Origin of the sequence: Enterococcus sp. DIV0800, from assembly GCF_050559735.1 — a bacterium.
GTDB classification, from domain to species: domain Bacteria; phylum Bacillota; class Bacilli; order Lactobacillales; family Enterococcaceae; genus Enterococcus_A; species Enterococcus_A devriesei.
This window is the reverse complement of sequence record NZ_CP187899.1, coordinates 339,952-365,704: the sequence shown is the minus strand read 5'-3', so window position 1 is coordinate 365,704 and position 25,753 is coordinate 339,952. Positions and strand designations below refer to the sequence as shown.

Below are 25,753 nucleotides of genomic sequence, written 5' to 3'. Positions count from 1 at the left end.
GGTCTGCCTAGTCTTTTTATAATGTTCGTATTTAATTTTTTGAACTTACAGCCGCAATTTTTTCCAAACGAATGTCAGGAATAAAAGTCTTTAATTGTTCCTTATCAATCGTACCGTTTGTTTCGAATTGAGCGTTGGAAATACCACAGGCCATAGCATATTTAATGGCATCTTCAATTGAAAAGTTCTGACTAATGGCATAAGCCATACCACCAACCGTAGAATCCCCGCAACCTGTCGTATTAACGATTGGAACCTCAGGAATCCGAACGTTGTAAATGGTTTCATTATGTTTGACGATGGCGCCGTCACCACCGCAGGAAATCATGATCGTCTCAATTTCGGCAAAAAGATCCGTTTCTAAGATGGTGATGATTTCTTCTAGTGAATCGATCTCTTTTCCAATCAATTCACTTAATTCGTGCGTATTAGGTTTAATAAAGCTAGGTCGAATAGCAGGATTTGCTAAACAATTTTCCAATTGTTCACCGGAGATATCCATCAATATCGGGAATTCATTGCCTAAATGTTCCCGTAGAAACTGCAATAATTTGCCGTGAAAATTGGGATCGTCGGAATTGACGGAACCGGAAACACAAATCACATTGATGGGGTATTTGTTTAAGAGCAGAGCAAGATGTTGGAAGAACCTTACTTCATCTTTTTTTGATAAATAAAGACCACGCTCTACTAACTCTGTATGAATATCATCATCGTGCATGATAGTGATTGCGTTACGAGAGTTGCCATCAACGGTTAAAAACTCTAGTTGATATCGATCTTCTCCTATCAAGGTATCTAGGATATTTTGACCAACTGGGCCGCCAAGGATGCCAGTTAAGATGACTTTCTCACCTGACTGTGCAATGACTCGACCAGCATTAATCCCTTTACCGCCAATGGAAGTATGAGGATTTTCTACACGATTGACTTGATCTAGCGTAAGCGAAGAAACTAAGTAATTATAATCCATCGATGGGTTTAGAGTAATTGTCAAAATCATGCCTGCTCCTCCTTCAAAATCTTAGTAAAGGTATTGTAATAATCACGAGTTGTATCGGTTAACTTATCATCTGTAATCAAACAATCGATATCTGACAACGAATAGAAGGTATAGACATCGGACCGATTGAATTTTGAACTATCAGCCACGACATATTTCTTCCTAGCGTGTTTAAAAGCAACACGTTGAATCGAACCTTCAATAGGATTAGCAGTGGTTACATTATTGTCAAAAACACCATTAGTAGCAGCAAATGCTCGATCAATGTTGATGTTATCGAAGCTTTTTTCAGCGATTTCACCATAAAATTCCTCCGTTGTTCGAGAAAACTCTCCGCCGGTCAGTAAGACACGATAATCCGTGTTATGAATTAAATAATTAAAGGCCAGCAAACTATTTGTGATGACAAATAAGTTTGCTTTTTTGATTTCGGGCAGGGCGTGGAGCATAGTTGTTCCAGCTCCAATATAAATCGTATCATTATCTGAAATAATGCTATTCATTACTTTACCGATAAATTGTTTTTCGGTCACATTCGTATCGATTTTTTCTTGGGTCGATAATTCTTGTTCAATCTTCTCTAGCTTTTGAGCCCCGCCATAAATTTTTACTAATAATGATTGCTCCGCCAGTTCATTGATATCTCTTCTGATCGTCATATCTGAAACATTTAAGTTTGTCGATATTTCTGGAATTGATAAGTAATCGTTCTTATGCAGCAAAGCTAAAATTTTTTCTTGCCGCTCCTTTTTCAACATAGAAAACACTCCTTAATAAGTAAGCTCTTACAAAATAATCAGTCAAGCTAGAATTCTTATATACAATTAATAGCATTAGAAAAGAAAAAAAGCAAGTGAAAACTGTTAAGTTATGTTAATGTTTGTTAAATAAATTGGGATATGCTTGAAATTAAATGTGCATTTTTGATAAAAAAATAAAAGAAAGCGTTGACAAATGAAAATCAACGGTTTATATTTACATTGTAAAACAAATCTTAACAAAGATTAACAAAACGTTTCAACGTTTATTAGAAAGGAGCGAAATGATGGATTACAAGGAGATGTTCGATCAAGAACTGATTAGCCTTGAGTTAAAGGGAGAAAATGAGGTCGAAGTTTTTCAACAGGTTGCTAAACACTTAACGGAGCTCGGCTTTGTAAACGAGGGTTACTTAAACGGGATTATCACTAGGGAAGAAAAATTTCCTACCGGATTGATCACCCAGCATGTCAATATTGCACTACCGCATTCTGATCCAGAGTATGTTGAGAAGCCATTTGTATACATTGCTCGCCTTAAAGATGAGGTGAAAGTTAAGCAAATGGGCGATAGTCAAGAAATGAAGGTGAAAAATTTATTTTTCTTGGGTATTAAAGATCCGAAAGGTCAAGTTGGTTTACTGCAAGCGTTTATGGAATTATTCATGAAAGAAGAGTTTGTCACTGAATTTATTAACGAAAAAGATATCAATAAAATCTATCAATTGTTTACTAACAATATTTAAGAGAGAAGTTTAGGAGGAATTTATGATGAAAAGAAGACTGATTGTAGCATGTGGAAGCGGCGTAGCAACAAGCCAAACAATCGCGAGTAAGATCGCTAGTTTGTTAGAAGATGACGGAATTGATTTCCCGGTTGATGCGGTGGATTATAAATCGATTCAAACCGAATTACCCTCAACTGGTATTTATGTATATGTTGCGCAGCCAGATGATGAAGTCTTAGAAAAAGCTGATGAACTTGGTGTTAAGGTTTTCCCAGGAATTCCTTTCTTGACGGGGATGGGCTCAGAGCAGATTTATGATGATATCAAAGCGTTAGTCGAATAAAAAAACTTACTATAGAAAGAAGTGGAAAAAGTGCAAATATTTCAAGACATTATTAATTACATCTTAGGGTTGGGTTCGGCGATCTTTGTCCCATTGATTATCTTGATTTTAGGCTTAGTTGCTGGAATGAAATTAAAGAAAGCATTTATGTCAGCGATTACTTTAGGGATCGCCTTTACCGGAATGTCGATGGTCATCGGTTTCATGTCCAACGCAGTTAGCCCGGCTTCAGAAGCGTTAGCTAAAAATACCGGGTTGAATCTTCCAGCGCTGGATTTGGGCTGGACTGGAGCGGCGAGCATTACTTGGTCATGGTCTTACGCATTTGTCTTTTTCGCAGTTGTCTTAGGAGTTAACTTCGTCATGTTGATTTTGAACTGGACGAAGACGCTCAACGTTGATATGTGGAACGTTTGGGGCAAAGCTTTGACGGCATATCTAGTGTATTTTATCAGCGGCAGTTTATTAGCTGGTTTTGCTACAGCAATCGCGCAAGTGATTTTAGAATTGAAGATGGGGGATATGTTCCAACGCCATATTGAAGATTTAACAGGTATTCCATTGGTAACGGTTACTCACTTAATGAATATTTCAGCAGTCCTTTTGTTGCCAATCAATATCATTATGGATAAAATTCCTTTCTTTAACAAACAGGCGGATACTAAAGCTTTAAAGAAAAAAATCGGGATTTTCTCAGAAAACTCAGTAATGGGCTTCATCATCGGACTGGGCTTAGGATTAGCTGCGGCATACGGTGTATCAGGTTCATTGAACTTGGCTATTCAAATCGCTACAGCGATGGCATTGTTCCCAATGATCTCTAAAATGTTCATGCAATCACTTTCCCCATTAGCAGATGCGATGTCTGAAATGATGAAGAAACGTTTCAAAGATCGCGAAGTCTATATTGGTTTGGACTGGCCCGTATTAGCTGGTCGTTCAGAAATTTGGGTAACAGCGATTCTTTTAGTACCCGTCTTTATTGGCTACGCAATTATTTTGCCAGGCAACGCAGTTTTACCACTAGCTGGGATTATTAACTATTCTATCGCAGTCGGTGGGCTGTTATTAACTGGTGGTAATCTTGTCAGAATGCTGATCATGGGCGTTATTTCAATGCCAATCTATCTATACGCAGCAACTTATTTAACTCCGATTTTAACTGGTTTAGCAGATAAAACCGGAGCGGTAGAAGGAATTAAAAAGGGCCAGCAAATCACGTGGTCATCAATTGAAGGGCCAGAGTTTCGAATTTTATTTGCTGAAGCTTTTAAAGGAAATATTTTAGGAATCGTTGGTGCGATCGCCTTTATTGCCATGTTTGTTTGGTTGTACAAATACATGAATAAAGCCAAGGTTCCAAGCCAAAGATACGAAGCAACAGTAGATAAAAAAGTCAGTGGCGTGAAAGTCGCTGGTTAATTCAAACCATTGAAGGGTAGGGAAAACGAATGACTAACAATAAAGAAAATAAAGAAAAAACGAAATGGCTATTGGTTCTCTTTCTTGCGATTATTAGTTTTCTCTTAGCCTTCATGACCCAGCAGCTGATCTTTAATTTTATCGCCATTATTTTGGCAATCTGTGTATACAAGTATGGCAATCCGATCTTATTTAAAGAATACGATGACCGCAGAAAGCGAAAGTACAAAGAAGCGATGGAAGTCAGAAATGCGGCTCAAACTGCGATTACTAGTAAAAGAATTTTCAAAAAATAGAAAAGGTGGTCTCGACTATGTCAGACGGACGGATGATTTTTGAGAGAGAAAGAGAAGATTTAGCACGAATTGTGAAGTTGATCTTCGCACGAAAGAATACGAATGTTGCGGGAGGAAACTTTTCTTTTAAAACAACAGATGATTATGGAAAAGAATATATTATTATGACCCCTACAATGATGTCAGAGGCTTATCTAGGTGAGGTCTCGCCAGCGCAGATTTTAGTAGTAGAACCACACACTCGCAAAGTGATCGATGGAGTAGGACAATTAACACGGGAAATTAATTTGCACGAAGCAGTTTATGATACAAACCCAGAAATTAAAGCGGTGCTACATGCCCATGCCCCAAACGCGATGTTTTGGGCAACTTCTGGATTGGATATGCCCAACTTAACGGAAGCGACTCAAAAAATTGGCTATGTGCCAGTGCTTGATTTTGAACCAAATTGTTCGACGGAATTAGCTGAATTGGTTTCTACTTATATGGAAAAAGAGCAGTTAGCAATTCCAAATATGTTACTATTAAATAGTCATGGGGTCTTGATCAGTGCTCCTGGTGAAACAGGAATCGAAGCGATTCATAAGGCATTACAGATTCTTGATACAACAGAATGGAATGCTGAAATTGCCTATAAACAAACGGTTTTCCAATCATTGGGTCTGCTAGACGGCTACTATTCAAAAGGAAAACAAATCGGTACGATCGAAGATTTAAAAGACCATACGCCGCTTTATAACCGGGAAGAAATTTTTGCCGGCGGTGATTAAAGTTAACTAAGTTACTTGAACAAGAAAATCTCGTAGATTTTCTTGTTCAAGTTTTTTTGTTTTTGTTGATTAAAGACCGAATAACGAAACTAAAGCTAGAACATTTCAACAAAATTTGATACTCTATCATTGAAGAGAGGCGATGAAATGTTAAAAACGGATCGATTTCAAGCAATCATGTCTTTGTTAGAAATAAATGGAACCATTCGCGTGAGTGATATTATGGAAAAGCTATCGGTATCAGATATGACGGTGCGGCGCGACTTAGATGAATTAGAGCGGCAGGGGCTTTTAGAAAGGGTCCACGGTGGGGCGAAGCTGAATGATTTTTATCGTCATGAAGAACTTTCACATACGGAAAAACAAATTCTTTTGCAGGAAGAGAAACAGCGGATCGTGGAAAAGGCGAGTGAGCTGATTCATGATGGGGATACGATTTTTTTAGGTCCAGGAACAACAATGGAATTATTAGCGAAAATTATTCGCGGTGAAGGGCTACGAATCGTTACGAATTGCTGGCCGGTTTTTGAAGAGCTAAACAAGCACAAAGACGATCGGAAAATTTATTTACTAGGCGGCGAAATGCGGGAGACGACGCAGTGTTTTGTAGGAGAAATCACCAACAAATCCTTGCAGGACATGAATTTTCACAAGGCATTCTTTAGCTGTAATGCCTTGAATGAGCAGAAAATCATGACCTCTACCTTTGAGGAAGGGCAAACCCAACAGATTGCCTTGAATAATTCTATAGAACGCTTTTTATTGATCGATAGTTCGAAGATTGGAAAAAAGGATTTCTCGGTCTATTATAATTTGGCGGATGTGACGGCAGTTATTACGGATAGAGATGAAGCGGGACATTATGAAAAGATTGAAAAAGAAGAGAAATATGTGGTGTGATTTTTGAATTTAATACAAATGAAAATAAAAGCGACGATAAAATTTTTGATCGTCGCTTTGTTTGTTTTATTTTGCTTCAGCGTAAGCAACGTTGCCGTTAGCAACTGATGGTGCAGCCTTTTGTTCTTTTTCTGCAGCATAAGCGGCGTTACGTTTCTTCATTTGGCGTGCATACCAGATGAAGATTAATAGGTAAGCAGCCAATGCTAAGCCGGCGTAAAGAACGAATTCGATTTGTCCTTGTGACGCGTTACCAACTAAGTAACCTAAGAATTTTTCGATTGGTCCTTCCATAGTAGTATGAGAGATTTGAGCTGATGCGCTTAGTCCTGAAGGGAAGGCCCCGACGGCTTTGGCTGTTTGAGTAACGAATGGTGCGATCAATGTACCTGACCATAGGAATAGTGGCAACTCGATGGCACCGATCACGATCATACGGATCAATTTACCGCGAGTAACGACTAACAAGGCTGGAGTCACACCCATGGCGATGATTCCGCCAAGTGGCAATAATTTATTTCCTGGTAAGATGATTGCTTCTAATAACATGATGGGCGCTAATACGTTTGCGGCTGCCCAGATTTCAGCACGGCCGGCAAGGAAGGGCCAGTCTAAACCGATATTGATTGTACGTCCTTTTAAACGTTTGTTAGCAAAGTCGGTGATCCCTTGTGATAACGGTTCTACAGCCGCGATGAACCAGGCACCAATCAAAGAAAACAATTCTAAACAGACAGCAGCTGTAAAGGCTAGTGAGAAAATCTGTGTTGGTGTTTGGCCAGCTAATAAGCCTACGAAAATTCCTAAATAAATACCGATAGCAAATTTTGATCCCCAGAAGCCGATCTTGCTATTCAATTTAGCAGCATCGAAATCGTATTTATCTAACCATGGGAATAGTTTATCAAAAATTTTGTCGAAAACCATGATCACGGGATTCATCATATAGTTCATATGGGTCGTCGTCATTGGGTTACTTTCTGGCGCATTCAATAAATCGTTAAAGGTTGGTTTCATTAAGTCGGAGTTCCAGATTTTAAGAACACCGATGAAAATTACTAGTGCAGTAGCGATAAATAAGTTCGCGCCACAGAAGATCGCGAATAGGCCAACGATCGCTAAATGCCAAATATCAAAAATATCGACGTCTAAGGTGTTGGTTTTTTTCATTGCCAACATCACGATGTTTACAATCACCATGATCAATAAGAAGTAAAGTGTATAGGGTGAGCCCCAAGTGATAGTCGCTAAAGGTGCCCAGCCGACATCCGTAATGTTTAATGAAATTCCTGTTCGTTCAACAAAAGCGGTCATAGCACCTGAAAAAGCGGTTGTTAAAATACCAATAATTGCTCCGATACCGGTTAAGGCGATCCCTAGTTTAATCCCGCCTTCTAGGGCCCGAGTCGGTTTTACTTTAAAAAATAATGCGATAACAGTTAATACGATGGTCATTAAAGGTGCCGCCCCAAGATTGATAAGTGGGGTAAAGACTGTATTGGCGATATCGATAATTGTACTCATTGTCTTATCCTTTCCTGATACGAGTGGAAAGTAGGTTTCCCACTATTGTATTTTTTGGGTAATCGTCTCCTTATTCAGCTTCACGAAGAGGATTTTGTCTCACTCGTGAAGCTGAACGTTAATTACTGGATTGATTGGATTGCTGATTCCATTTCTTGATAAACAGGTTCTGCCATAGCTGGAATACGGTAAAGAATCGCACCCGCATCGATTACTGGGATATTTACGTTGAAACCTAAATCAGTGTTAGCAATTTGGGCAAAGATGTCGTAATGAGACAGCATTTCTTCATTGATGTCTTTGATCATGACTGCGTCACAAGAGACTTGATAGCCTCGCTTGCCTAGTTCACCTTCTAGTGCACTTTTGATTTGATGACTTGAATTAACTCCTGCGCCACATGCTGCTAAAATTCTAATCATTTGTATTCGCTCCTCGATTTTAATTTATTTTTTATCCTGCAGATTATGCAGAAACCTCCACATTAAAATGTTCTTCTAAAAACTGATAAATTGCTTCAGGACTTTCCAACTTGAAAAAATTACATAGTACTTCTTGATCGACTGAATTGATGAAGTCCATAATGTCTGCTAACATTCCGGCTTGTGCTTCACCATTTTGATTCAAGATCATAAATAAGAAGTGAGCCGAAACTTGATCGCTAGGTGAAATCATGTTATGGAAAGGGATTTCATTTTTTAGCTTGATTGGAACAATTCGTGTCGTTCGTACGAATTCGCTCTCAGTATGAGGGATCGCGATATCCGGCAATATTTCAGATACAGGTGATAGATCTAAACCTGTCGGATAGTTTTCTTCTCGTTCCAAGAGATTCTCCAAAAAAGCTTCTGTTACTAATTGTTTATTTAAGAGATCTAAATAAATTTCTTCAAATACCTCTGACTGAGTCAACTTGTCAGAAACATAAGTGGTATCTTTGAAAAAAAAGTTTTTCAAACAAAACCGCTCCTTTCTAAGTTCGTTAATGTTCGTTCGTTGTTGATAAGTTGAGTATAATCGCTTACATAAACTTTGCCAACACAAAAACGAAAAATAATAAACATAAAACTGTTGATAAATGTTTGATAATGTTTTATCATAGTGTCGTGGAGGTACAACTTATGCTGAAAACTGAACGACAACAATCGATTTTAGCGATGTGTGATCGCTATGGAACGATTACGGTCAAATTCATTCAAGAGACATTAGCGGTTTCGGACATGACGATTCGCCGTGATTTAGAAGAGCTTGCTCGTAAGAAAAAACTCCTGCGAGTCCATGGTGGGGCACAAAAAATGAGTCCTCAAAAAGAAATCAGTTCTTCTTTTTCTACTATAGAAGCAAATGAGCTTTCTCATTCTGAAAAGAAAAAGCTGCATACGATTGAGAAGGAATACATTGCGAAGAACGCGGCAGCTCATATTAATGAAGAAGACGATACGATCTTTCTTGGATCGGGAACGACTATCGAGTTGATGACCCAATATATCAAACAGTCTTCTTTACGAATCGTCACCAATAGTCTGCCGGTGTTTAACCTATTGAGCGAGACAAAAAAACATGAGCTTTACTTGATCGGCGGCTTGTATCGCGAAAAGACGGGGGCCTTTGTCGGATCAATCGCTAACGAGGCGGTGCAGAAAATCGGCATCAAGAAAGCCTTTGTCGGAGTGAATGGACTGAAGGGTCCTGAAGTCTCTAATTTCAGCATTGAAGAGGGCACTTTACAGAAAATCGTCTTAGACAATGCGGCAGAAAAATGTTTGGTTTCTGACGCAAATAAATTCGATCATAGTGATTTTTATACCTTCTATGATCTGAGAAAAATCGACAGTTTGTTTACGGATGCTACTCTTTCAGCCGAGCTGAAGAGTTTTTATCAGCAATATACCAACGTCATCCAATAAGTTTAAGAGGATGAGGTATTAATAAGAAAAAAGAATATAGGAGGAAACAAAAAATGCGTGTAGTAATTGGTTCAGACAGTGACGGCATGAGACTAAAGGAAATAATCAAGGAAGATTTGATCGATAAGGGATTTACTGTTGTCGATAAAAGTGAAACCGCTTCTGAGGATTTTGTGGAATCGACTTTAGCGATTGCGAATGACTTGAATGAAAATGAAGGCAGTTTAGGAGTGGCTTTTGATGGTTATGGTGCCGGCAGCTTTATTACAGCAGTCAAAGTTAAAGGGATGGTAGCGGCGGAAGTTTCTGATGAACGTAGTGCGTATATGACGAGAGAGCATAATAATTCTCGCATGATTACGTTAGGTTCAAAAATTGTTGGGGACGAATTAGCGCTGAATATCGTCCGGGAATTCTTACAAGCAAACTATGATGGCGGCCGTCATCAAGTACGTGTCGATATGTTAAATAAAATGGCGTAAGCAAAATAAGAGAGGATGAATGAAATGAAAATCGCAATCGGCTGTGACCACATTGTCACAGATACAAAAATGGCAGTATCAGATTTCTTGAAAGCGAAAGGCTATGAGGTTTTAGACATGGGAACCTACGATTTTACGCGGACTCATTATCCGATTTATGGTAAAAAAGTCGGTGAAGCAGTAACCAGCGGCGAAGCCGATTTAGGTGTGTGTCTATGTGGAACCGGTGTCGGCATCAACAATGCGGTCAATAAAGTTCCTGGCGTCCGCAGTGCGTTGGTGCGGGATATGACCACCGCAATCTATGCTAAAGAAGAATTGGATGCCAACGTGATCGGCTTTGGCGCACGAATCACTGGAGAATTTCTGATTTGTGACATTCTCGAAGCTTTCATTAAAGCAGAATATAAAGAAACCGAACCCAACAAAAAATTGATCGCTAAAATTGACCATGTGGAAAAAGCTAGTGCAGATCAGTCTGATCCTCATTTCTTCGACGAGTTCATCGAAAAATGGGATCGTGGTGAATACCACGATTAAGCGATCATTCTAAAGGAGTACAGACAATGATTGTAACGATTACTATGAACCCATCAATTGATATCTCGTATCCCCTAGAAAACTTTACATTGGATACGGTCAATCGAGTCAAAAATGTTCGCAAAACGGCTGGTGGTAAAGGCTTGAATGTGACCCGTGTCTTGAAACAATTGGAGGCGGATGTGACTGCCAGTGGTTTGATCGGCGGCGTACTAGGTGAAGCGATTAAACAGGACTTGGATCAGACCGAGATCAAACATGCTTTTTCTTCTATTAAAGGCGAGACTCGCAATTGTATTGCCGTCTTACATGAAGGTCAACAAACGGAAATCTTGGAAAGCGGCCCAGTCGTTGAGCCCACAGAAGCCGCGGCGTTCTTGCAGCATTTTAAAAAACTAGCAGCAACTGCAGAGATTTTATCCTTTTCCGGCAGCCTGCCTGAAGGCTTGCCCACGGATTTTTATAGTCAAATGATCCAGCTTTGCCAACCGAAGCCAGTCGTCTTAGATTGCTCTGGTACAGCCTTACGGCAGGTCTTGCAAGGTAAGGCTAAGCCTTTGCTGATCAAGCCGAACAATGAAGAGTTGTCTGATCTATTGGGGAAACCAATCGGTAAAGATCCAGTTGAATTAAAGGAAGCTTTGTCAGATCCGTTATTTGCGGGAATCGAATGGATCGTGGTTTCACTAGGCGCTGGTGGTGCTTTTGCCAAATACAACGAGACTTTTTATCAAGTGACAATTCCTAAGATCGAAGTCGTTAATCCGGTTGGTTCTGGCGATGCGACTGTGGCGGGCTTGACCGATGCTATTGCCAAAGGTCTTTCACCAGAAGAAATCTTAAAGTATGGAAACGCCATGGGCATGCTGAATGCGCAGGAAGCAACGACCGGCTTTGTCCAATTGGCTAATTATCAAAATCTCGTCGAACAAATCAACGTAACGAGTGTCTAAAACAATACCTAAAATGAATAAGGGGCGGTTAATATGGAAATGTCTACAGAAAAAAACAAGTATATGAAGCAATTATGTAACGAAGATGGTGTAATCGGAGCTTTGGCGATCGACCAACGGGGCGCATTGAAGAAAATGATTACGAATTTTAAAGGATCTGACGCGACTGAAGCCGAAATTATTGAGTTCAAAAAAATCGTGTCCGCTCAACTTACCCAGTATGCCTCATCAATCCTATTGGACCCAGAGTATGGCTTACCAGCCGCTAATGTTCGGGCGGACAATGCCGGACTGTTATTGGCTTACGAAAAAACGGGTTATGATGCGTCAACACCAGGTCGTTTACCCGATTTATTATCGATCTGGTCGGTTAAACGCTTGAAAGAAGCGGGCGCCGATGCTTGCAAATTCCTACTTTATTACGACATTGACGAAGCCAAAGAAATCAATGATCAAAAGCACGCCTTTATTGAACGCATCGGCTCTGAATGTCAAGCCGAAGAACTGCCATTCTTCTTAGAATTAGTTTCCTATGATGCCAATATTTCCGACGCGACTTCAAAAGAATACGCGAAAATCAAGCCCCATAAAGTTATTGATATGATGAAAGAATTTTCTGACCCTCGTTACGGAGTGGATGTACTGAAAGTTGAAGTGCCAGTCAATATGAATTACGTGGAAGGCTATGGCACAGGGGAAACGGTCTGCACCAAAGCCGAAGCTGCCAACTACTTCAAAGAACAAGCTGAAGCAACCAATCTGCCATTTATTTTCTTGAGTGCTGGAGTTAAAGCAGATTTGTTCCAAGAAACCCTACGTTTCGCTAAAAACGCCGGCTCAACCTTTAACGGTGTTCTTTGTGGACGGGCAACGTGGGCTGATGGTGTCGAGAGCTTCATCACCAAAGGCCAAGAAGCCACCATCGAATGGATGAATACACAAGGCCGCAAAAATATCGAGGAATTAAACGCTGTCTTGAAAGAGACAGCAACACCTGTTGACCAAGCCACTGTGTTGATCAATGGCTAGTGGTTGAATAAGTAAATAAGCTGATGGATTTTCCTGAATGAAGGGAGATTTGTCAGTTTTTTTTATAATAATGAAAATAAATCGACGAGCTATTTCATTTCAGATGATTGCTGCTCTTGTTTGGATAACTGTTCAGTCCGAGAGGGTGATTGATAGGCTACAAACGTTTCAAAATTGAATTGACTAAAAAAATCCTCCTACTAATTGATAGTAAGAGGATTTTTTAATTATCTCAAATTTGAAAACGCGCCAAACTTGGTCAATAATTCGTCAAAGCCTGGGACAGTTTCTTCGCGGTTCCAATCGCGTTGTAATTCGCAAGCGAGTTGGGCGATTGAAGTTAATTGCGCGCCGGCTTGTTCGACCCGACGTAAGGCCGTTTCGTGAGCAATAGTTGAAGTACCACCAACAGCATCGACGATGGGATAAACTTCGTAGCCTTCTTTTAATGCATCCAAAGTTGGGAAGGTTAAGCAGGCTTCAGTCCATAAAGCCAGGATCAAAATTTTCTTCCGTCCAGTTGCTTTAATCGCTTCGTTGTATTCTTTATCTTCCCAAGCATTGATGGAGCTGCGATCATAAGAAGGTGCGTCTTCGCCGACTGCTTTTTTCAAGACGGGGATAGTATCGGTGTTCCAACCTTTTTCGACATTTACTGTAGAGAGCACGATCGGGATATTGTAGAGTTTGGCTAGCTCAATCACGATCTCAGTGTTGCGGATCAGCTCAGAACGGTTCATGGAATTGATGGAATTGATTTGGGTTGGTTGATAATCAATTACCGTCAATACGGTATTCTCTGGAGAAAGTAAATGATCATCGGTTCGTTTTTCATAACTTGTCATAGGTGACACTCCTTTGAATTTAATACATTTATTGTACAGCGAAGTAATCAAAAGTACGAAGAATTTGTCTTGAATTTGAAAGCCCTTCCCGGACAGTGGTTAATGAGATAGAGGGAATTGCTTATTTGGTTGTTGCCAACAGATGTTCTAAGAATAGCTTGGCCGCATTAGAAAATATCTGTTTTCTCTTCCAAATGACACTGATTCGAGAAGTCAGCATCGGTTCAAGAGGAAGAAACAGTAGGCCGCTGTCTTTAGTATTAACAATTCCGTCAATACATAGAGCAACGCTGGTTCCTTCTTTGACTAGCAAAGAAGCGTTGTAGAGTAGATTATAACTGCCGATTATGTTGAAATTACTTAGGTTTCCTCCTAACCATTCAGACAGCTGATTGTTTACTAAGGATTGATTGGAAATCAAAAGGGGCTGATCTTTTAAGGCCGCGGGTGTAATGGTTTTACGATTCGCTAAGGGATGGGTTTCATTGATTAGAACACCCCAGTGATCAGAAATCGGCAAAGGAAAGTATTCGTATTTTAATTTATCTACCGGATCGATCACTAGCCCGAAATCTAACAGCCCTTTGTCGATTTTAGCCTTTACGTCATCCGCGTTGCCGCTGTAAAGATGGACGTTGAGATCGGCGTAATCTTGCATCAAGTCATTTAGGATCGTGGAAAGGAATTGAAAGGCTAACGTCTCACCGCCACCGATCATGATATCACCGCCAATTACTTCATTTTTTTGTAAGTTAGCGGTGGTGGTGTCCACTAATGAAAAAATTTCCTTTCCTCGATTTTGCAAATAAACGCCATCTTCAGTTAGCGTGATTTCACGATTGCCTCGAGTAAACAGCTGCACACCTAATTCTTCTTCCAAGTCTTTTAATTGTTTTGACAGTGTGGGCTGGGAAAGATGTAGCACAGTTGCGGCTTTACTGATGGTTTTTTCTTGTGCCACCGTCAAAAAATAATTTAGAACACGTAAATCCATAAAGTTTCCTCCTATAACAAAAAACGATATCTATCTATTCTATATAAGTATTATTCATTGTTAGTATAACCAAGTATACTAAAGACAGCAATGAAGGAGGGACTAAAGATGAGTAAACAGGAATTAATAGCTCAACTTCAAGACCGTGAGATTTTACCCGGCTCCGCACTTTTCGATCAGATCCATGAATTAAAAGGCGACAACGAAGAGTTGGTGATGGAAATGAACGGGAAATACCATACCAATAAAGAGGTGTTAACTTATTTAGCTAAAATCACAGACAGAAAAATTGATGCCTCAGTTAAAATTGCACAGCCGTTCTACACAGATTTTGGCAAGCATATTTCCTTTGGTAAGGATATTTTTATCAATCAGAATGTCACCTTTGTCGATTTAGGCGGGATCGTGATTGAAGACCACGTTTTGATTGGTCCCATGTGTCGAATTATTTCCGTGAATCATTTGGCAGATCCTCAAAAGCGCCGAGGACTGTCGGTTGCGACAGTAAAAATTAAAGAAAATGCGTGGTTAGGTGCCAATGTCACGGTTTTACCCGGTGTGACGATAGGCCAAAACGCAATCGTGGCCGCCGATTCTACTGTGACCAAAGATGTTCCGGACAATGTAATCGTCGCAGGCTCTCCCGCCAAGGTGATTAAAGAAATTAAATCAAGCGTGAAAGAAAATGCGTTGGGACAAGTACTATAATAGTAGGTTTACGATTTGAGGTTCATTAAATGAAACGAGTAGCGTCCTTTTTATTAATTGCTTTGTGTGGTATTAGTTTTAATTTGACAGCTTGTACTCACCATTCATCGGAAAATCCACAGGTAAAAATGAAAGAAATAGCTTTATTATTAAATGGTTACAAGCATCGCATCCTTTTAGAGGGAAATGCATCATCGCAAGAATTACAGCGGATTTTACCAACGAAATTTAGCATGGAAGACCTGCATCAAAATGAAAAATACTACCGGTTGCCAACACCGCTTCCGACAGCTGAAGAGTCAGTAGGCAAAGTTGAAGCAGGGGATGTTTTATTGTACGTCAATCAAACACTGGTGATTTTTTATCACAGCTTTGAAACGGAGTATCGCTACACCCGAATCGGCCGGTTAGAGTTGACCAAAGAATTGTCTGACCAGTTAGGCACAGCGCAAGTAACAGTTGAAAGAAACGAAAGTGAGGATGAATCATGTTAAAAGAAAATTATACATTGAAAAACGGCGTAAAAATTCCTAAGATCGGTTACGGTACTTGGATGATTGAGAACAAGCAAGCGACTGAAAAAGTGTTGGAAGCCATCGAGCTAGGTTATCGCCATATTGATACGGCCCAGGCTTATGGCAATGAAGCAGGTGTAGGAGCGGCACTTCAGGCGACGAAGATTCCGCGGGAAGAACTGTTCATTACGACCAAGTTGGCGGCGGAGATAAAAGATTATCAGCAGGCAGTCAACGCGATCGATGAATCGCTGGAAAAAATGAACTTAGAATATCTTGATTTGATGATTATTCATAGTCCGAAGCCGTGGGCGGATTTTCAAGGGACGAATCATTATTTTGAAGGAAATATTGCCGCGTGGCGGGCATTAGAAGAAGCGTACCAAGCAGGCAAGTTGCGGGCGATCGGTGTTTCTAATTTTGAAGTGGTAGATCTTGAAAATCTTTTCACTCATTCAACGATTCCGCCAATGGTCAATCAAGTCTTAGCCCACATTGGCCAAACGCCTTTTGAGGTGATCGAGTATTCGCAAAAGCACGACGTATTAGTGGAGGCCTATTCGCCGATTGCTCACGGAGCAATGCTGAAGAGTCAGACGATTACGACTTTAGCGGAGAAATACAACGTCTCGATCCCTCAATTAGCCATTCGCTACTGTCTGCAATTAAACCTTTTGCCGCTACCGAAAACGGAGAACCGAGAACACATGCAGGCGAATGCCGAAGTTGATTTCGTGATTTCAACTGAAGACATGGCGCAGCTAAAAGCGTTAAGCAGTGATTTTGATTATGGTAAAAGTAACGATACGCCTGTTTTCCGTAAGATTTTAAGCGATCGATAATAAAAAAAGTCTGTCTCGCTTTTGAGACAGACTTTTTTTGGAGCGCATCAAGTTTTTTTGTTTCGTTAATTGATTATTGATTATTACTTGCACCACGGTTGGCGTTAGCGTTGGCCATGTTTGCTTGCGCGTTTGCATTGTTGGCTAATGTCCAAACAACATTGGCTTGGTAAACACCTGCTTGAATATTTTCATTTTTATTGATGGTCAAGGTTGTTCCTTTTTGATCCACCATAACTTTTGTCGTATCTAAGCCCGTGTCTTTAGCAGCCATTAAGACAGATTTAGCTTCACCGTTCATGCTACTTAGACTAGTAGAAGTGCCAGCGACGCCGTTATCGCCCATCAATTTTAGATTCAAAGTTGCATCTAATGTGTCGCCAGCTTTATCGGTCAGTGGGGTAATGGCTGCAAATAGTGACCAGCCCATGCTTTTATCGCTCATTGTTTTGTCATTGATTTCGACTAGCCCATCTTGATTGCCGTCAAAGGCCATTTTTTCAGCGCTGGTACCTTTTTCGACTTTATAACTGTCAGCCATTAAGGTCACATTGCTTTTTTTTATATCTTCCTTCTTAGTACCACTGAAGGCGATGTTTGGTACACCATCTAAACGTAACGTTGCTTTTTCAGGTTGTTCGCCAGCTTTGGCAGGTTCTAATTCAAAGGTCGTTCCTTTTGAAGTTTTCGAAACTTTTACTTGAATCGTTGAGGTAGCGCCAGCGGCACTGGTTCCAACCCGAGGTCCGATGTAGGTTGAACCACCTGAAAAATAACCTTTATTTGCTTCAGGCATTGAGATATTGTATTTCTTTGCCATCGTGCTGCCAAGCGCTGCGCCCATTGGATTGCGGGTTTCTTTGGCGCCTGCAGTAAAGTTTGCGGCAGCGTGAGCGGTGGTTGAGTTCGTATTAATTAATCCTCCTAATGCGATGCTGCTCAAGGCAGTTACGACTGCCACGGTTCCAAATTTTCTTGCGTTCATAGTAAAGACTCCTTTTTTTTGATTGGTTGCTCTTAACGGGTATAAATGTACGTCAGAGAACATAAAAAAACAAAGCAGCTGTTTCTTAAGTAAAACCTAACTAGTGAAAAATCAAATAAAAAAATTCGGCAAACGAGTGATTATAGTTATTTTTGATCAAAAACAAACAAAATAATCTTGGATAATTGAATTGGAAATGAGTCGTTTTTTATTTGCTAGATCTTTTCAGTTAAGTATTTTTAGGAAGTTAGTTAAGGATCAGTTAAGACTTATTTTAAGCTAAATTATGAGTTAATTGAGTGCTTTTTTTGAACGTCTGGATTAGTATAGGGCGTGAGGTGTAAGCAATGCAAAAAATATTAGTTGTAGACGATGAAAAAGCGATCCTAGAAATCGTTTCCCGTTATTTAGCACGAGAAGGCTACAAAGTTTTCGCTGCTAATAATGGTAAAGAGGCGTTAGCGTTCTTTGAAAAGGAAACATTAGACTTGATTATTACCGATATCATGATGCCTGAGATGGACGGTTATGACTTCATTGAAAAGGTACTGGAAAAGGCTGATGATACGCCCTTTATTTTTGTCAGTGCTAAAGATCAAGAGAAAGACAAAATCTTTTCTTTGACTTTGGGGGCGGATGATTTTATCACAAAACCTTTTAGTCCGAGAGAATTGACCTTAAGAGTGAAGAATATTTTGCGTCGGGTCGGCAGTCAAGAAGAGCGTAAAGAAAATCCGATTGAAGCAGGGCCGTTTAAAATAGATGAAGATAAATTTCAAGCGACACTATACGATCATTCCTTAGATTTATCTATTAAGGAGTTTCAATTGCTGTTATTATTCTTACGCGATATAGGTAAAGTATTTCCAAAGTCTGAGTTGTATGAAAAAATTTGGCAATCGGAATATTTTGATGATGCCAATACCTTAAATGTTCATATTCATAGTTTAAGAGATAAATTAGCGACGACCGCCGATGGATTGCCTTACCCGCATATCCAAACGGTCTGGGGCTTAGGCTATAAAATGGAGGAGTAAGCATGAAGTTAAGAGATATGATGATTCTGTCCTTTCTGTCTTCCAGCTTAGTGGTCATCGTGATTGTTTGGTTTAGTATCCGTAAGATGTATCTGACCGACCAAGATGGTTACTTGATCATTGCGATTACCATTTTGGCGAATATTTTAGGTGCGGCGTTGGGGCTTTTCTTATTGCGAAATACCTTCCATTCGTTAAATAAATTAAGTAAGCAAACCAAAGTCATCAAAGAAAATCAATTCACCAAGATTCATTTGCAGCACGCCCCTAAGGAATTACAGACGCTGGCGGAGGATTTCAATGAAATGGTCACCGCGCTAGCCGACAGTTTTACCGCCTTAGAAAAAAGTGAACAGGATAAGAGTAATCTAGTGGCACAGTTAGGCCATGACATCAAAACACCGATTACCGCTATCAAAAATCAAATCGAAGCGATCCAAGATGGCATCATCGCCAAATCAGAAATTGATCAAACCTTAAATCAGATGGCGTATCAAATTGAACGTTTGACCGCCTTGACTAAGCAATTGATGGAAGTCTCGATCATGGAAAAAAATTCCCCAAAAGGCCCTCAGAATAAGGAGCAGAAAATTTGGTTGGACCAGTTTTTGTTGACCCTTTTAGCTAGCTTTGAATACATATTAAAAAAGAAAAAGCAGCAACTTAAGCTAGAAATTGATGCAAAGGTAACGACGTTGATCACGGATGAGGGAAAATTAAACCGAATCTTGACCAATTTAATTGAAAATGCCAGTAAGTATTCTGGGGAGCAGACAACGATTTATTTGAAAATCACCGCTGTAGCTGACCGAGTCATTTTTTCTGTCACGGATGAGGGCAGCGGAATTCGTCCAGAAGATCAAACCAAAATCTTCGACCGTCTTTATCGGGTAGAAAAATCCCGTAATCCCGAAACAGGAGGCTCTGGTTTAGGACTATATATCAGCAAAAATTTGGCGGAACAATTAAATGGCCATTTAGAAGTAGAGAGTGACTTTGGAAAAGGCAGTATTTTCCGTTTAACTTTATCAATGGAACCAGAAAAAGCAATGCCCGTGTAAAACGAGCACTGCTTTTTTCTATAGAATACTTAAATTCGTCGCTGGATCAATGATGTCTTCCAGTTGAAATTGCTGATCTTCGTAAGCCAAAGTGAAAATCGCACAATTAGGAAATGCGCGGATTAAATCCTGTTTCTCCTTCTGCCAAATCGTCTGCAAAAAACTAATACAAGCACCGTTATGAGAGACTGCTAAAACCGTCTGATGATCATCTTGCTCCATGATTTGGTGGAGGGCTTTGGTCATTCTTGTTTGAACTTGGACCATCGATTCGCCACCAAATTGTAAATAAAAAGAGTCAAAATATTCCTGTCCTTGCGGTTGTAAAAATTGCTGCTCACCTTCAAAAGAACCAAACCCCATCTCCTTCAATGCTTTGAGACGCTGATAATTTTGACTGCCAGAAACGATCTCCAAAGTATCGCTGGCCCGTTCTTGGGTAGATGAGTAAAGATGATCGAAAGCGATGTTGTTTTCTTTGAAATAGTCCTTTGCCCGTCTTGCTTGTTGGATTCCTTTTTCGGTTAAAGGGGAATCACAAGCCCCTTGAACTTTTTTTAATTGATTAAACAACGTTTCCCCATGACGCATTAAAAATAATTTTTTCTTCATTTTATATCCTCCGTTGATTCATTAACTCAATACTAGCAAATAAAAAATGAAAACGCATCAAAATTTGGAAAAGGATCAGTAAATGTTGATTTAAGACATAAGTCCACAAAATAAAAAAACAGATTGTATAAAAAGAAAGCGGTTGCAACAAAATATCGACTATGCTACATTGGATATAGGATCGTTACTGAAGAAGGCGACACCGAATGATGTAAGTAATTACATTTATTTGGTGTCGCTTTTATTTTTTTGAGTTCTACCTCTTCGGTACACCTATTGCAATTCACCTGCTGCTATATTATCCAATGAAGTAAAAAGCTCACCGTTACTGTTCCGTTTTACAGTTTTTCAGAAAGAACCATCAAGTACTTGAAAACCACATCAAAACTTAGGTAAAGGAAAGGACGATCATGAAAAATAAAAAGTGGATTAGTTTAATGATATTGGCAGCCATCGGCTTGTCGGGCTGCAGTACCGCCAGCTCAGAATCAGCAAAAAAGGAGACAGAAACAAAACAGCCCAAGTATGTCTTTTATTTTATCGGCGACGGGATGGGTGCCTCCCATAGAGGGTTAGCAGAGAACTATATGCAGTGGAAAAATCAAGATGCAAATTACAAGTTGTCCATGAACCAAATGCCGGTAACGGCTAACGTTACGACAAATTCTTTATCCAGTACGATTACGGATTCGGCTGCGGCTGGAACGGCCTTAAGTACCGGTATCAAGACGGCTACTGGTGTGATCGGAATGGATGAGAAGGGAAAGGACAACTATACGACCATTCTTGAGTCCATGCAAAAAGACGGCTACGGTGTTGGAATGGCTACGACTGTTTCTATTACGCATGCAACGCCTGCCGCATTCGGAGCTCACGTACCTGATCGAAATGACGAGGTGACGATTGCTGATCAATACTTAAAAGCCGATTATGACTATTTAGCAGGCGGCGGTGCCCAGTATTTTCAAACGAAAGATGCAGGTGGAAAACGTGAGGATGGCAAAGACCTGGCTAAAGCGTTTGGAGAACAAGGCTACGACGTAGATAGCAGTTTAAAAGATTTTGAGGAGACAGATTTCACTAAGACCGATAAATACTTAGGAATCTATGAGCCAAAGTATTTAACGGACGTAATCACTCAGAAAAACGTTGAAAAAACATCACCGACCTTGGCTGAAATGGTCAAAGGTGGAATCGATGTCCTTTCCCAAAATGACAAAGGCTTTTTCATGATGGTGGAAGGCGGTTATATTGATGGTGCGGCCCATAATAATGATACGCCGGCAGTGCTGAATGAGGTTCTTTCTTTTGAAGAATCTGTTGCAGAAGCCAAAAAATTCTATGACAAACATCCTGATGAAACGTTGATTCTGGTAACAGCAGATCATGAAACGGGCGGATTAAGTCTCGGTTATAATTCTTATAAAATGGATTTCGAAGCAGTCGATCGGGTGAAATCTTCATTCGGAAATACAATGGAATCCTACATTGAGAAGAAGGATTACGATGGCTTGTACCAGACAATGGAAAAGGAATGGCATGTCAAGTTATCTGATGATGACAAAGCGTTAGTCCAAAATCGCTTAAACACCTTTCCAATCGCTGATTTAATGGCAGATATGGGGATTCCTGAATCAGAAAAAGAAAAAGCTGAGGGCATGAAGCATATGATGGGAATTGGTGGCTACGCGGCTTCACCGATCCTTTCAAAGGAAACAAAAATCGCCTGGACGACGCAAGCCCATACTGCGGAAACTGTTCCGCTTACTGCGATTGGAGTCGGTAGCAAGGACTTTGGTGAGTGTGAAGACAATACAGACATTCCTCAGACGCTTGCGGAAATTATGGATGTGAAAATCGGGAAGTGATCTGAAAAATAATTTTATAAAGCGATAATCAAGACATAGCGCCTAAAAAAGTGTACAGAGCTGCAGCAGGATCAGGGGATTGCTGGACAAGTATTGTTGTCCTTAAAAAAAATAGAGGTCGTTTAAATAATTTAGGAGAGCGGCCTATCAAATCATAGCTGAAATTTATCAAAAGCGAAAATGATCTAACTAAAGATTCGGTAGAATGGAAACATTCAAACCGAATCTTTTTAATAAAATGAAAAAAATTACAAAAATCATGATTACCCGGATAATATGGGCTGAAATCTGATTAATAATAAGAACGATTGATTCGCGATCCGGTCTTCATGTACCACGCATCAAATAACTAAATGAAGTGCCAAATACTTCGTTTTTTCGGTTTGGAAAGCGGTTGCCTTTCCTGCTAGAGGAGTGCTATAATTCTTATAGAAATAAATACAATGGATAGTGATTGCATGTAGCAAGCTAAACCTGTTAACAAATGGAGCGTTCTGAACGCTTATTTGTTGGCAGGTTTTTGACGTTTAGAATGCAAAAACGCCAAATTTTAAGATAAGTGAGGAAGAACAAATGACATTTCCGAAAAATTTTTTATGGGGCGGGGCCACTGCGGCCAACCAATGTGAAGGGGCTTGGGACGTAGACGGAAAGGGCGAGAGTATTCCTGATCATATGCGGGCTGGAGGGTTACATAAACGCCGCGTAATGACGCCAACGATCGAGCCGGACGGCTATTATCCTAATCATGATGGGATCGACTTTTATCATCGCTACAAAGAAGATATTGCACTGTTTGCAGAGATGGGCTTCAAAGTATTCCGTTTGAGTATCGCTTGGTCGCGGATTTTTCCCAAAGGCGATGAAACGGAACCAAATGAAGCAGGCTTGGCCTTTTATGATAAAGTCTTTGATGAATGTAAAAAATATAATATTGAACCCTTAGTTACGATCAGTCATTTTGAACTACCGTATGCTTTGGCAGAAAACCATGGCGGTTTTGCGAATCGCAAGACAATTGATTTCTTCGTTAATTTTGCGACGACCTTATTCAAACGCTATAAAGACAAAGTCAAATACTGGCTGACCTTCAATGAAATCAACTTCGGAACCTTGCCGATGGGTGGGCGTAATTTATTAGGAATTTTAGGTGAAGATGACGAACAGCGCCGTTATCAAGCCTTGCATCATATGTTTATCGCTAGTGCCAAAGCTGTAAAAATTGGTCATGAAATCAATCCCGATTTCCAAATTGGCTGTATGTTGGCTTATATCACAATGTATCCCTTGACCTGTAAACCAGAAGATGTTTTGGCTAGTCAAGAGCTAGTGAAAAAGCTGAACTGGTTTTGTGGTGATGTTCAAGTCAAAGGGAAATACCCTTACTACATGAAGAATTATTTTGCGAAGCACGGTATTCAAGTTGACTTTGAAGCTGGCGATGAAGAGATCTTGCAAGAAGGAACGGTGGATTATTATACTTTTTCTTATTACATGACCAGCTGTGTGGCCGCAACGATTGGTGAAAGCGACGATCGTGTTGGTGGCAATCTGTTTGGCGGTGTGAAAAATGAATACCTAGAAACGAGCGAGTGGGGTTGGCAAATTGATCCAGTTGGACTGCGTTTCACGTTGAATGAGCTGTATGACCGTTATGAAATTCCACTGATGATTGTGGAAAATGGTCTGGGGGCAGTCGATAAAGTCGAGGCAGACGGTTCGATCCATGATGACTATCGAATTGATTACTTCCGCCGTCACATCGAGGAAATGGATAAAGCAGTCGAAGATGGGGTGGATCTGATTGGTTATACACCGTGGGGCTGCATTGATCTCGTTTCTGGCGGAACCGGGGAAATGTCGAAACGCTACGGCTTCATTTACGTTGATAAAGACGACGAGGGCAATGGAACTTTCAATCGCAGCAAAAAAGATAGCTTTGAATGGTATAAAAAAGTGATTGCAACCAACGGCGCAGATTTAGCTTAGAAATAAAAAAAAGATGGACACCTTAAAGCCGAGGGTCCATCTTTTTTTATTCAACTTAAACGGATTTCACTTGCTTGTCTCGGATTAAAACAAGACTAGAAATGGCGCCAATCAATAACAAGATAGCGATTAAGAAATTGGCGTTTTTCATACCATGATTATAGGCCGTGAAGACCATTTCTTTCACTTGATCAAAAATCGGCAACTGACTATATGCCTTAGCTTGCGTATTTTCAAAAAGCTGGCGTCCGGCAAAGGGGCCGGCTTTGTGTAGTAAGGCCGTTAGTTGTTCTTTGATGGCTGTTGGGACCATCGTTAATTTAACTAAACTTTGGTTAAGATTGCTGTTGTAACCGTTTGTAACACTAATCCCTAGCATCACCACGCCAAAGGAGATTCCCACTTGACGAAAGACATTTAAAATTCCTGAAGCCATTCCGACTTGCTCTTCATTCACCGCACTCATAGCTGCGTTTGAAATCGGTGGATTGACTAAGGCGTTGCTGATCCCTAAAAGAATAAAGCCGGGCATTAGATAATCCCATTTGAAAGGGACCTTAATCATCTGATTAATGACTAAGACACCCGCCATCCCAATTAATAAAGCGATGGAAATCAACCAGCGATTTCCGATCTTCCCAGAGATCAAACCAGTGATCGGACCTAAAACTAGCGTAAAGACACTAATGACTAATAATTTTAGTCCGGTTTCAAAAGCACTATAGCCCATATAGCTTTGCAACAGGATCGAAAGATAAGTAAAGCCACCATAGAGTCCCGCCCCTAGCGTGAAAGCGGCGATATTCGCGCCAACAAAAGAAGACGAACGGAACATTTTCAAATCAATCATTGGTTCTTTGACTTTTCCCTCAACCAAAATGAAGAATACCAATGAAAGGACAGCGACTGCGAACAAGGTCATGATCCGCCAATTCGTCCAAGCATAATCACTGTGGGTTTCCTTTTGAATCAAGGCGAACACAGTGCTGAAAATCATGGACGTGCTAAAAAGCAAACCAAGCAGATCGATTTTTCCAGCGGACTTTTTGTTGGTGTCCTGGATCGTGATCGTACCTAGAATCAATGCTAGCAATCCTACCGGTAAATTAATCAAAAAAATCGAGCGCCAACCAAGTGCGTCAACTAAAACGCCACCGATCAGTGGACCGCCGGAAACCGCCAGACCCACCGCGCTACTCCAAATTCCCAGAGCTAATCCCCGTTGTTTTTCAGGAAAAGCTGAAGTAACGATCGATAACGAAAGCGACATCATCGCCGCACCGCCAATTCCTTGGAAGCCGCGGAAAATATTTAAAGCCAGGTTGCTATTAGCGAGTCCGCTGGCTAATGATCCTACCATAAAGATTGCTAAGCCAAGCAAAAATACTTTTTTCCGACCAAGCAGATCGCCTAATTTAGATAAAGGCAGTAGGGCAATCGCATAGATTAGCGTATAGGCATTCAATACCCATTGTAAATTGCTGAAGCTGCCGGAAAAACTTTTTTGAATCTCAGGCAGCGCGACATTGACGATCGTAATATCCAACATCGCCATAAAGACTGCCAAACTAACTGTTCCTAAAATCCACCATTTGTTACGTGTTTCCTTCATTTTCAAAAATCCTTCTTTCAATCATTAATA

28 protein-coding genes are annotated in these 25,753 nt (G+C 40.3%); 18 read left to right on the top strand and 10 right to left on the bottom strand.

The features are described from left to right. Positions 1-31: 31 nt before the first annotated feature. Both IGI54_RS13670 and IGI54_RS13665 read right to left on the bottom strand, forming a co-directional pair. Positions 32-1,003 carry a 1-phosphofructokinase family hexose kinase gene (locus tag IGI54_RS13670; protein ID WP_430621981.1) on the bottom strand — a complete coding sequence of 324 codons (972 nt, stop codon included), beginning with the start codon at positions 1,001-1,003 and terminating at the stop codon, positions 32-34. Further along, positions 1,000-1,761: a DeoR/GlpR family DNA-binding transcription regulator gene (locus tag IGI54_RS13665; protein ID WP_071862456.1), complete on the bottom strand. Its 762-nt coding sequence runs from the start codon at positions 1,759-1,761 to the stop codon at positions 1,000-1,002. The genes IGI54_RS13670 and IGI54_RS13665 overlap by 4 nt, the downstream gene beginning before the upstream one ends. A gap of 287 nt (positions 1,762-2,048) precedes the next feature. On the opposite strand from IGI54_RS13665, the gene IGI54_RS13660 reads away from it, so the two are divergent. The 6 genes from IGI54_RS13660 (at position 2,049) to IGI54_RS13635 (ending at position 6,220) form a co-directional block, all read left to right on the top strand. Further along, positions 2,049-2,507, top strand: a complete 459-nt coding sequence (locus tag IGI54_RS13660; protein WP_216429931.1) for a PTS sugar transporter subunit IIA — start codon at positions 2,049-2,051, stop codon at positions 2,505-2,507. A gap of 25 nt (positions 2,508-2,532) precedes the next feature. After that, positions 2,533-2,832 (top strand): PTS sugar transporter subunit IIB, encoded by a 300-nt coding sequence (locus tag IGI54_RS13655; RefSeq protein WP_071862458.1) that lies wholly within the window; start codon positions 2,533-2,535, stop codon positions 2,830-2,832. 30 nt (positions 2,833-2,862) lie between these two features. Beyond that, positions 2,863-4,254, top strand: coding sequence for a PTS galactitol transporter subunit IIC (locus IGI54_RS13650; RefSeq protein WP_071862459.1), 1,392 nt, complete (start codon positions 2,863-2,865; stop codon positions 4,252-4,254). 29 nt (positions 4,255-4,283) lie between these two features. Further along, positions 4,284-4,550 carry a hypothetical protein gene (locus IGI54_RS13645; protein WP_071862460.1) on the top strand — a complete coding sequence of 89 codons (267 nt, stop codon included), beginning with the start codon at positions 4,284-4,286 and terminating at the stop codon, positions 4,548-4,550. A 17-nt stretch (positions 4,551-4,567) separates the two neighbouring features. After that, positions 4,568-5,320: a class II aldolase/adducin family protein gene (locus IGI54_RS13640; protein WP_071862461.1), complete on the top strand. Its 753-nt coding sequence runs from the start codon at positions 4,568-4,570 to the stop codon at positions 5,318-5,320. A gap of 147 nt (positions 5,321-5,467) precedes the next feature. Further along, positions 5,468-6,220 (top strand): DeoR/GlpR family DNA-binding transcription regulator, encoded by a 753-nt coding sequence (locus IGI54_RS13635; RefSeq protein WP_216429935.1) that lies wholly within the window; start codon positions 5,468-5,470, stop codon positions 6,218-6,220. 66 nt (positions 6,221-6,286) lie between these two features. Here the strand turns inward: IGI54_RS13635 and IGI54_RS13630 are convergent, their stop codons facing one another. The 3 genes from IGI54_RS13630 to IGI54_RS13620 all read right to left on the bottom strand — a co-directional run bounded on the left by IGI54_RS13630 (position 6,287) and on the right by IGI54_RS13620 (position 8,701). Then, positions 6,287-7,744 (bottom strand): PTS galactitol transporter subunit IIC, encoded by a 1,458-nt coding sequence (locus IGI54_RS13630; RefSeq protein WP_430621980.1) that lies wholly within the window; start codon positions 7,742-7,744, stop codon positions 6,287-6,289. A gap of 122 nt (positions 7,745-7,866) precedes the next feature. Further along, entirely contained in the window at positions 7,867-8,166 is a 300-nt protein-coding gene (locus IGI54_RS13625; protein WP_071862464.1) for a PTS sugar transporter subunit IIB, read from the bottom strand. 43 nt (positions 8,167-8,209) lie between these two features. Further along, positions 8,210-8,701, bottom strand: a complete 492-nt coding sequence (locus IGI54_RS13620; RefSeq protein ID WP_430621979.1) for a PTS sugar transporter subunit IIA — start codon at positions 8,699-8,701, stop codon at positions 8,210-8,212. Between the two features lie 164 nt (positions 8,702-8,865). On the opposite strand from IGI54_RS13620, the gene IGI54_RS13615 reads away from it, so the two are divergent. From IGI54_RS13615 to lacD, 5 genes are read left to right on the top strand one after another with little or no spacing between them, the layout of a single operon-like run. Continuing rightward, positions 8,866-9,651: a DeoR/GlpR family DNA-binding transcription regulator gene (locus IGI54_RS13615; protein WP_430621978.1), complete on the top strand. Its 786-nt coding sequence runs from the start codon at positions 8,866-8,868 to the stop codon at positions 9,649-9,651. A gap of 53 nt (positions 9,652-9,704) precedes the next feature. Beyond that, the gene (lacA, locus tag IGI54_RS13610; RefSeq protein ID WP_216429940.1) at positions 9,705-10,133 is read left to right on the top strand and encodes a galactose-6-phosphate isomerase subunit LacA; all 429 of its coding nucleotides are present in this window, start codon (positions 9,705-9,707) and stop codon (positions 10,131-10,133) included. A gap of 24 nt (positions 10,134-10,157) precedes the next feature. Continuing rightward, positions 10,158-10,673 carry a galactose-6-phosphate isomerase subunit LacB gene (gene lacB, locus IGI54_RS13605; protein WP_430621977.1) on the top strand — a complete coding sequence of 172 codons (516 nt, stop codon included), beginning with the start codon at positions 10,158-10,160 and terminating at the stop codon, positions 10,671-10,673. 26 nt (positions 10,674-10,699) lie between these two features. Continuing rightward, positions 10,700-11,626, top strand: a complete 927-nt coding sequence (gene lacC, locus IGI54_RS13600) for a tagatose-6-phosphate kinase (RefSeq protein WP_430621976.1) — start codon at positions 10,700-10,702, stop codon at positions 11,624-11,626. A gap of 39 nt (positions 11,627-11,665) precedes the next feature. Further along, positions 11,666-12,655, top strand: coding sequence for a tagatose-bisphosphate aldolase (gene lacD, locus IGI54_RS13595; RefSeq protein WP_430621993.1), 990 nt, complete (start codon positions 11,666-11,668; stop codon positions 12,653-12,655). A gap of 227 nt (positions 12,656-12,882) precedes the next feature. Here the strand turns inward: lacD and IGI54_RS13590 are convergent, their stop codons facing one another. Next, positions 12,883-13,500, bottom strand: a complete 618-nt coding sequence (locus IGI54_RS13590; protein ID WP_071862470.1) for a hydrolase — start codon at positions 13,498-13,500, stop codon at positions 12,883-12,885. Between the two features lie 121 nt (positions 13,501-13,621). Further along, the gene (locus tag IGI54_RS13585) at positions 13,622-14,494 is read right to left on the bottom strand and encodes a LysR family transcriptional regulator (protein WP_430621975.1); all 873 of its coding nucleotides are present in this window, start codon (positions 14,492-14,494) and stop codon (positions 13,622-13,624) included. A 108-nt stretch (positions 14,495-14,602) separates the two neighbouring features. Between IGI54_RS13585 and IGI54_RS13580 the strand changes: the two genes are divergently transcribed. Genes IGI54_RS13580 through IGI54_RS13570 form a run of 3 tightly spaced genes read left to right on the top strand, consistent with a single transcriptional unit; the run spans position 14,603 to position 16,559 of the window. Next, positions 14,603-15,202, top strand: coding sequence for a DapH/DapD/GlmU-related protein (locus IGI54_RS13580; RefSeq protein WP_430621974.1), 600 nt, complete (start codon positions 14,603-14,605; stop codon positions 15,200-15,202). A 29-nt stretch (positions 15,203-15,231) separates the two neighbouring features. Next, a complete protein-coding gene (locus IGI54_RS13575) occupies positions 15,232-15,696 on the top strand; it encodes a cyclophilin-like fold protein (RefSeq protein WP_430621973.1) in 465 nt (154 codons plus the stop codon). Next, positions 15,690-16,559, top strand: a complete 870-nt coding sequence (locus tag IGI54_RS13570) for an aldo/keto reductase (protein WP_430621972.1) — start codon at positions 15,690-15,692, stop codon at positions 16,557-16,559. The genes IGI54_RS13575 and IGI54_RS13570 overlap by 7 nt, the downstream gene beginning before the upstream one ends. A gap of 73 nt (positions 16,560-16,632) precedes the next feature. Here the strand turns inward: IGI54_RS13570 and IGI54_RS13565 are convergent, their stop codons facing one another. Continuing rightward, complete coding sequence (locus tag IGI54_RS13565; protein ID WP_430621971.1) at positions 16,633-17,544, bottom strand: WxL domain-containing protein; 912 nt, start codon at positions 17,542-17,544, stop codon at positions 16,633-16,635. Positions 17,545-17,891: 347 nt separating this feature from the next. On the opposite strand from IGI54_RS13565, the gene IGI54_RS13560 reads away from it, so the two are divergent. After that, entirely contained in the window at positions 17,892-18,581 is a 690-nt protein-coding gene (locus tag IGI54_RS13560; RefSeq protein WP_430621970.1) for a response regulator transcription factor, read from the top strand. Between the two features lie 2 nt (positions 18,582-18,583). Then, on the top strand, positions 18,584-19,642 hold the full coding sequence (locus IGI54_RS13555; RefSeq protein ID WP_430621969.1) for a sensor histidine kinase: 1,059 nt from the start codon (positions 18,584-18,586) through the stop codon (positions 19,640-19,642). An 18-nt stretch (positions 19,643-19,660) separates the two neighbouring features. Here the strand turns inward: IGI54_RS13555 and IGI54_RS13550 are convergent, their stop codons facing one another. Continuing rightward, positions 19,661-20,254, bottom strand: a complete 594-nt coding sequence (locus tag IGI54_RS13550; protein WP_313631475.1) for a histidine phosphatase family protein — start codon at positions 20,252-20,254, stop codon at positions 19,661-19,663. Between the two features lie 410 nt (positions 20,255-20,664). Between IGI54_RS13550 and IGI54_RS13545 the strand changes: the two genes are divergently transcribed. Both IGI54_RS13545 and IGI54_RS13540 read left to right on the top strand, forming a co-directional pair. Further along, positions 20,665-22,122, top strand: a complete 1,458-nt coding sequence (locus IGI54_RS13545; protein ID WP_430621968.1) for an alkaline phosphatase — start codon at positions 20,665-20,667, stop codon at positions 22,120-22,122. Between the two features lie 573 nt (positions 22,123-22,695). Then, on the top strand, positions 22,696-24,111 hold the full coding sequence (locus IGI54_RS13540; protein WP_430621967.1) for a glycoside hydrolase family 1 protein: 1,416 nt from the start codon (positions 22,696-22,698) through the stop codon (positions 24,109-24,111). A 55-nt stretch (positions 24,112-24,166) separates the two neighbouring features. Here the strand turns inward: IGI54_RS13540 and IGI54_RS13535 are convergent, their stop codons facing one another. Continuing rightward, a complete protein-coding gene (locus IGI54_RS13535) occupies positions 24,167-25,723 on the bottom strand; it encodes an MFS transporter (RefSeq protein ID WP_430621966.1) in 1,557 nt (518 codons plus the stop codon). Between the last annotated feature and the right edge of the window lie 30 nt (positions 25,724-25,753).

Excerpts from the sequence above, each read along its gene's own strand:
- IGI54_RS13670 (WP_430621981.1), bottom strand. The coding sequence starts at position 1,003 with ATGATTTTGACAATTACTCTAAACCCATCGATGGATTATAATTACTTA.
- IGI54_RS13665 (WP_071862456.1), bottom strand. The coding sequence starts at position 1,761 with ATGTTGAAAAAGGAGCGGCAAGAAAAAATTTTAGCTTTGCTGCATAAG.
- IGI54_RS13660 (WP_216429931.1), top strand. The coding sequence starts at position 2,049 with ATGGATTACAAGGAGATGTTCGATCAAGAACTGATTAGCCTTGAGTTA.
- IGI54_RS13655 (WP_071862458.1), top strand. The coding sequence starts at position 2,533 with ATGAAAAGAAGACTGATTGTAGCATGTGGAAGCGGCGTAGCAACAAGC.
- IGI54_RS13645 (WP_071862460.1), top strand. The coding sequence starts at position 4,284 with ATGACTAACAATAAAGAAAATAAAGAAAAAACGAAATGGCTATTGGTT.
- IGI54_RS13640 (WP_071862461.1), top strand. The coding sequence starts at position 4,568 with ATGTCAGACGGACGGATGATTTTTGAGAGAGAAAGAGAAGATTTAGCA.
- IGI54_RS13635 (WP_216429935.1), top strand. The coding sequence starts at position 5,468 with ATGTTAAAAACGGATCGATTTCAAGCAATCATGTCTTTGTTAGAAATA.
- IGI54_RS13630 (WP_430621980.1), bottom strand. The coding sequence starts at position 7,744 with ATGAGTACAATTATCGATATCGCCAATACAGTCTTTACCCCACTTATC.
- IGI54_RS13625 (WP_071862464.1), bottom strand. The coding sequence starts at position 8,166 with ATGATTAGAATTTTAGCAGCATGTGGCGCAGGAGTTAATTCAAGTCAT.
- IGI54_RS13615 (WP_430621978.1), top strand. The coding sequence starts at position 8,866 with ATGCTGAAAACTGAACGACAACAATCGATTTTAGCGATGTGTGATCGC.
- lacA (WP_216429940.1), top strand. The coding sequence starts at position 9,705 with ATGCGTGTAGTAATTGGTTCAGACAGTGACGGCATGAGACTAAAGGAA.
- lacB (WP_430621977.1), top strand. The coding sequence starts at position 10,158 with ATGAAAATCGCAATCGGCTGTGACCACATTGTCACAGATACAAAAATG.
- lacC (WP_430621976.1), top strand. The coding sequence starts at position 10,700 with ATGATTGTAACGATTACTATGAACCCATCAATTGATATCTCGTATCCC.
- lacD (WP_430621993.1), top strand. The coding sequence starts at position 11,666 with ATGTCTACAGAAAAAAACAAGTATATGAAGCAATTATGTAACGAAGAT.
- IGI54_RS13590 (WP_071862470.1), bottom strand. The coding sequence starts at position 13,500 with ATGACAAGTTATGAAAAACGAACCGATGATCATTTACTTTCTCCAGAG.
- IGI54_RS13585 (WP_430621975.1), bottom strand. The coding sequence starts at position 14,494 with ATGGATTTACGTGTTCTAAATTATTTTTTGACGGTGGCACAAGAAAAA.
- IGI54_RS13580 (WP_430621974.1), top strand. The coding sequence starts at position 14,603 with ATGAGTAAACAGGAATTAATAGCTCAACTTCAAGACCGTGAGATTTTA.
- IGI54_RS13575 (WP_430621973.1), top strand. The coding sequence starts at position 15,232 with ATGAAACGAGTAGCGTCCTTTTTATTAATTGCTTTGTGTGGTATTAGT.
- IGI54_RS13570 (WP_430621972.1), top strand. The coding sequence starts at position 15,690 with ATGTTAAAAGAAAATTATACATTGAAAAACGGCGTAAAAATTCCTAAG.
- IGI54_RS13565 (WP_430621971.1), bottom strand. The coding sequence starts at position 17,544 with ATGAACGCAAGAAAATTTGGAACCGTGGCAGTCGTAACTGCCTTGAGC.
- IGI54_RS13560 (WP_430621970.1), top strand. The coding sequence starts at position 17,892 with ATGCAAAAAATATTAGTTGTAGACGATGAAAAAGCGATCCTAGAAATC.
- IGI54_RS13555 (WP_430621969.1), top strand. The coding sequence starts at position 18,584 with ATGAAGTTAAGAGATATGATGATTCTGTCCTTTCTGTCTTCCAGCTTA.
- IGI54_RS13550 (WP_313631475.1), bottom strand. The coding sequence starts at position 20,254 with ATGAAGAAAAAATTATTTTTAATGCGTCATGGGGAAACGTTGTTTAAT.
- IGI54_RS13545 (WP_430621968.1), top strand. The coding sequence starts at position 20,665 with ATGAAAAATAAAAAGTGGATTAGTTTAATGATATTGGCAGCCATCGGC.
- IGI54_RS13540 (WP_430621967.1), top strand. The coding sequence starts at position 22,696 with ATGACATTTCCGAAAAATTTTTTATGGGGCGGGGCCACTGCGGCCAAC.
- IGI54_RS13535 (WP_430621966.1), bottom strand. The coding sequence starts at position 25,723 with ATGAAGGAAACACGTAACAAATGGTGGATTTTAGGAACAGTTAGTTTG.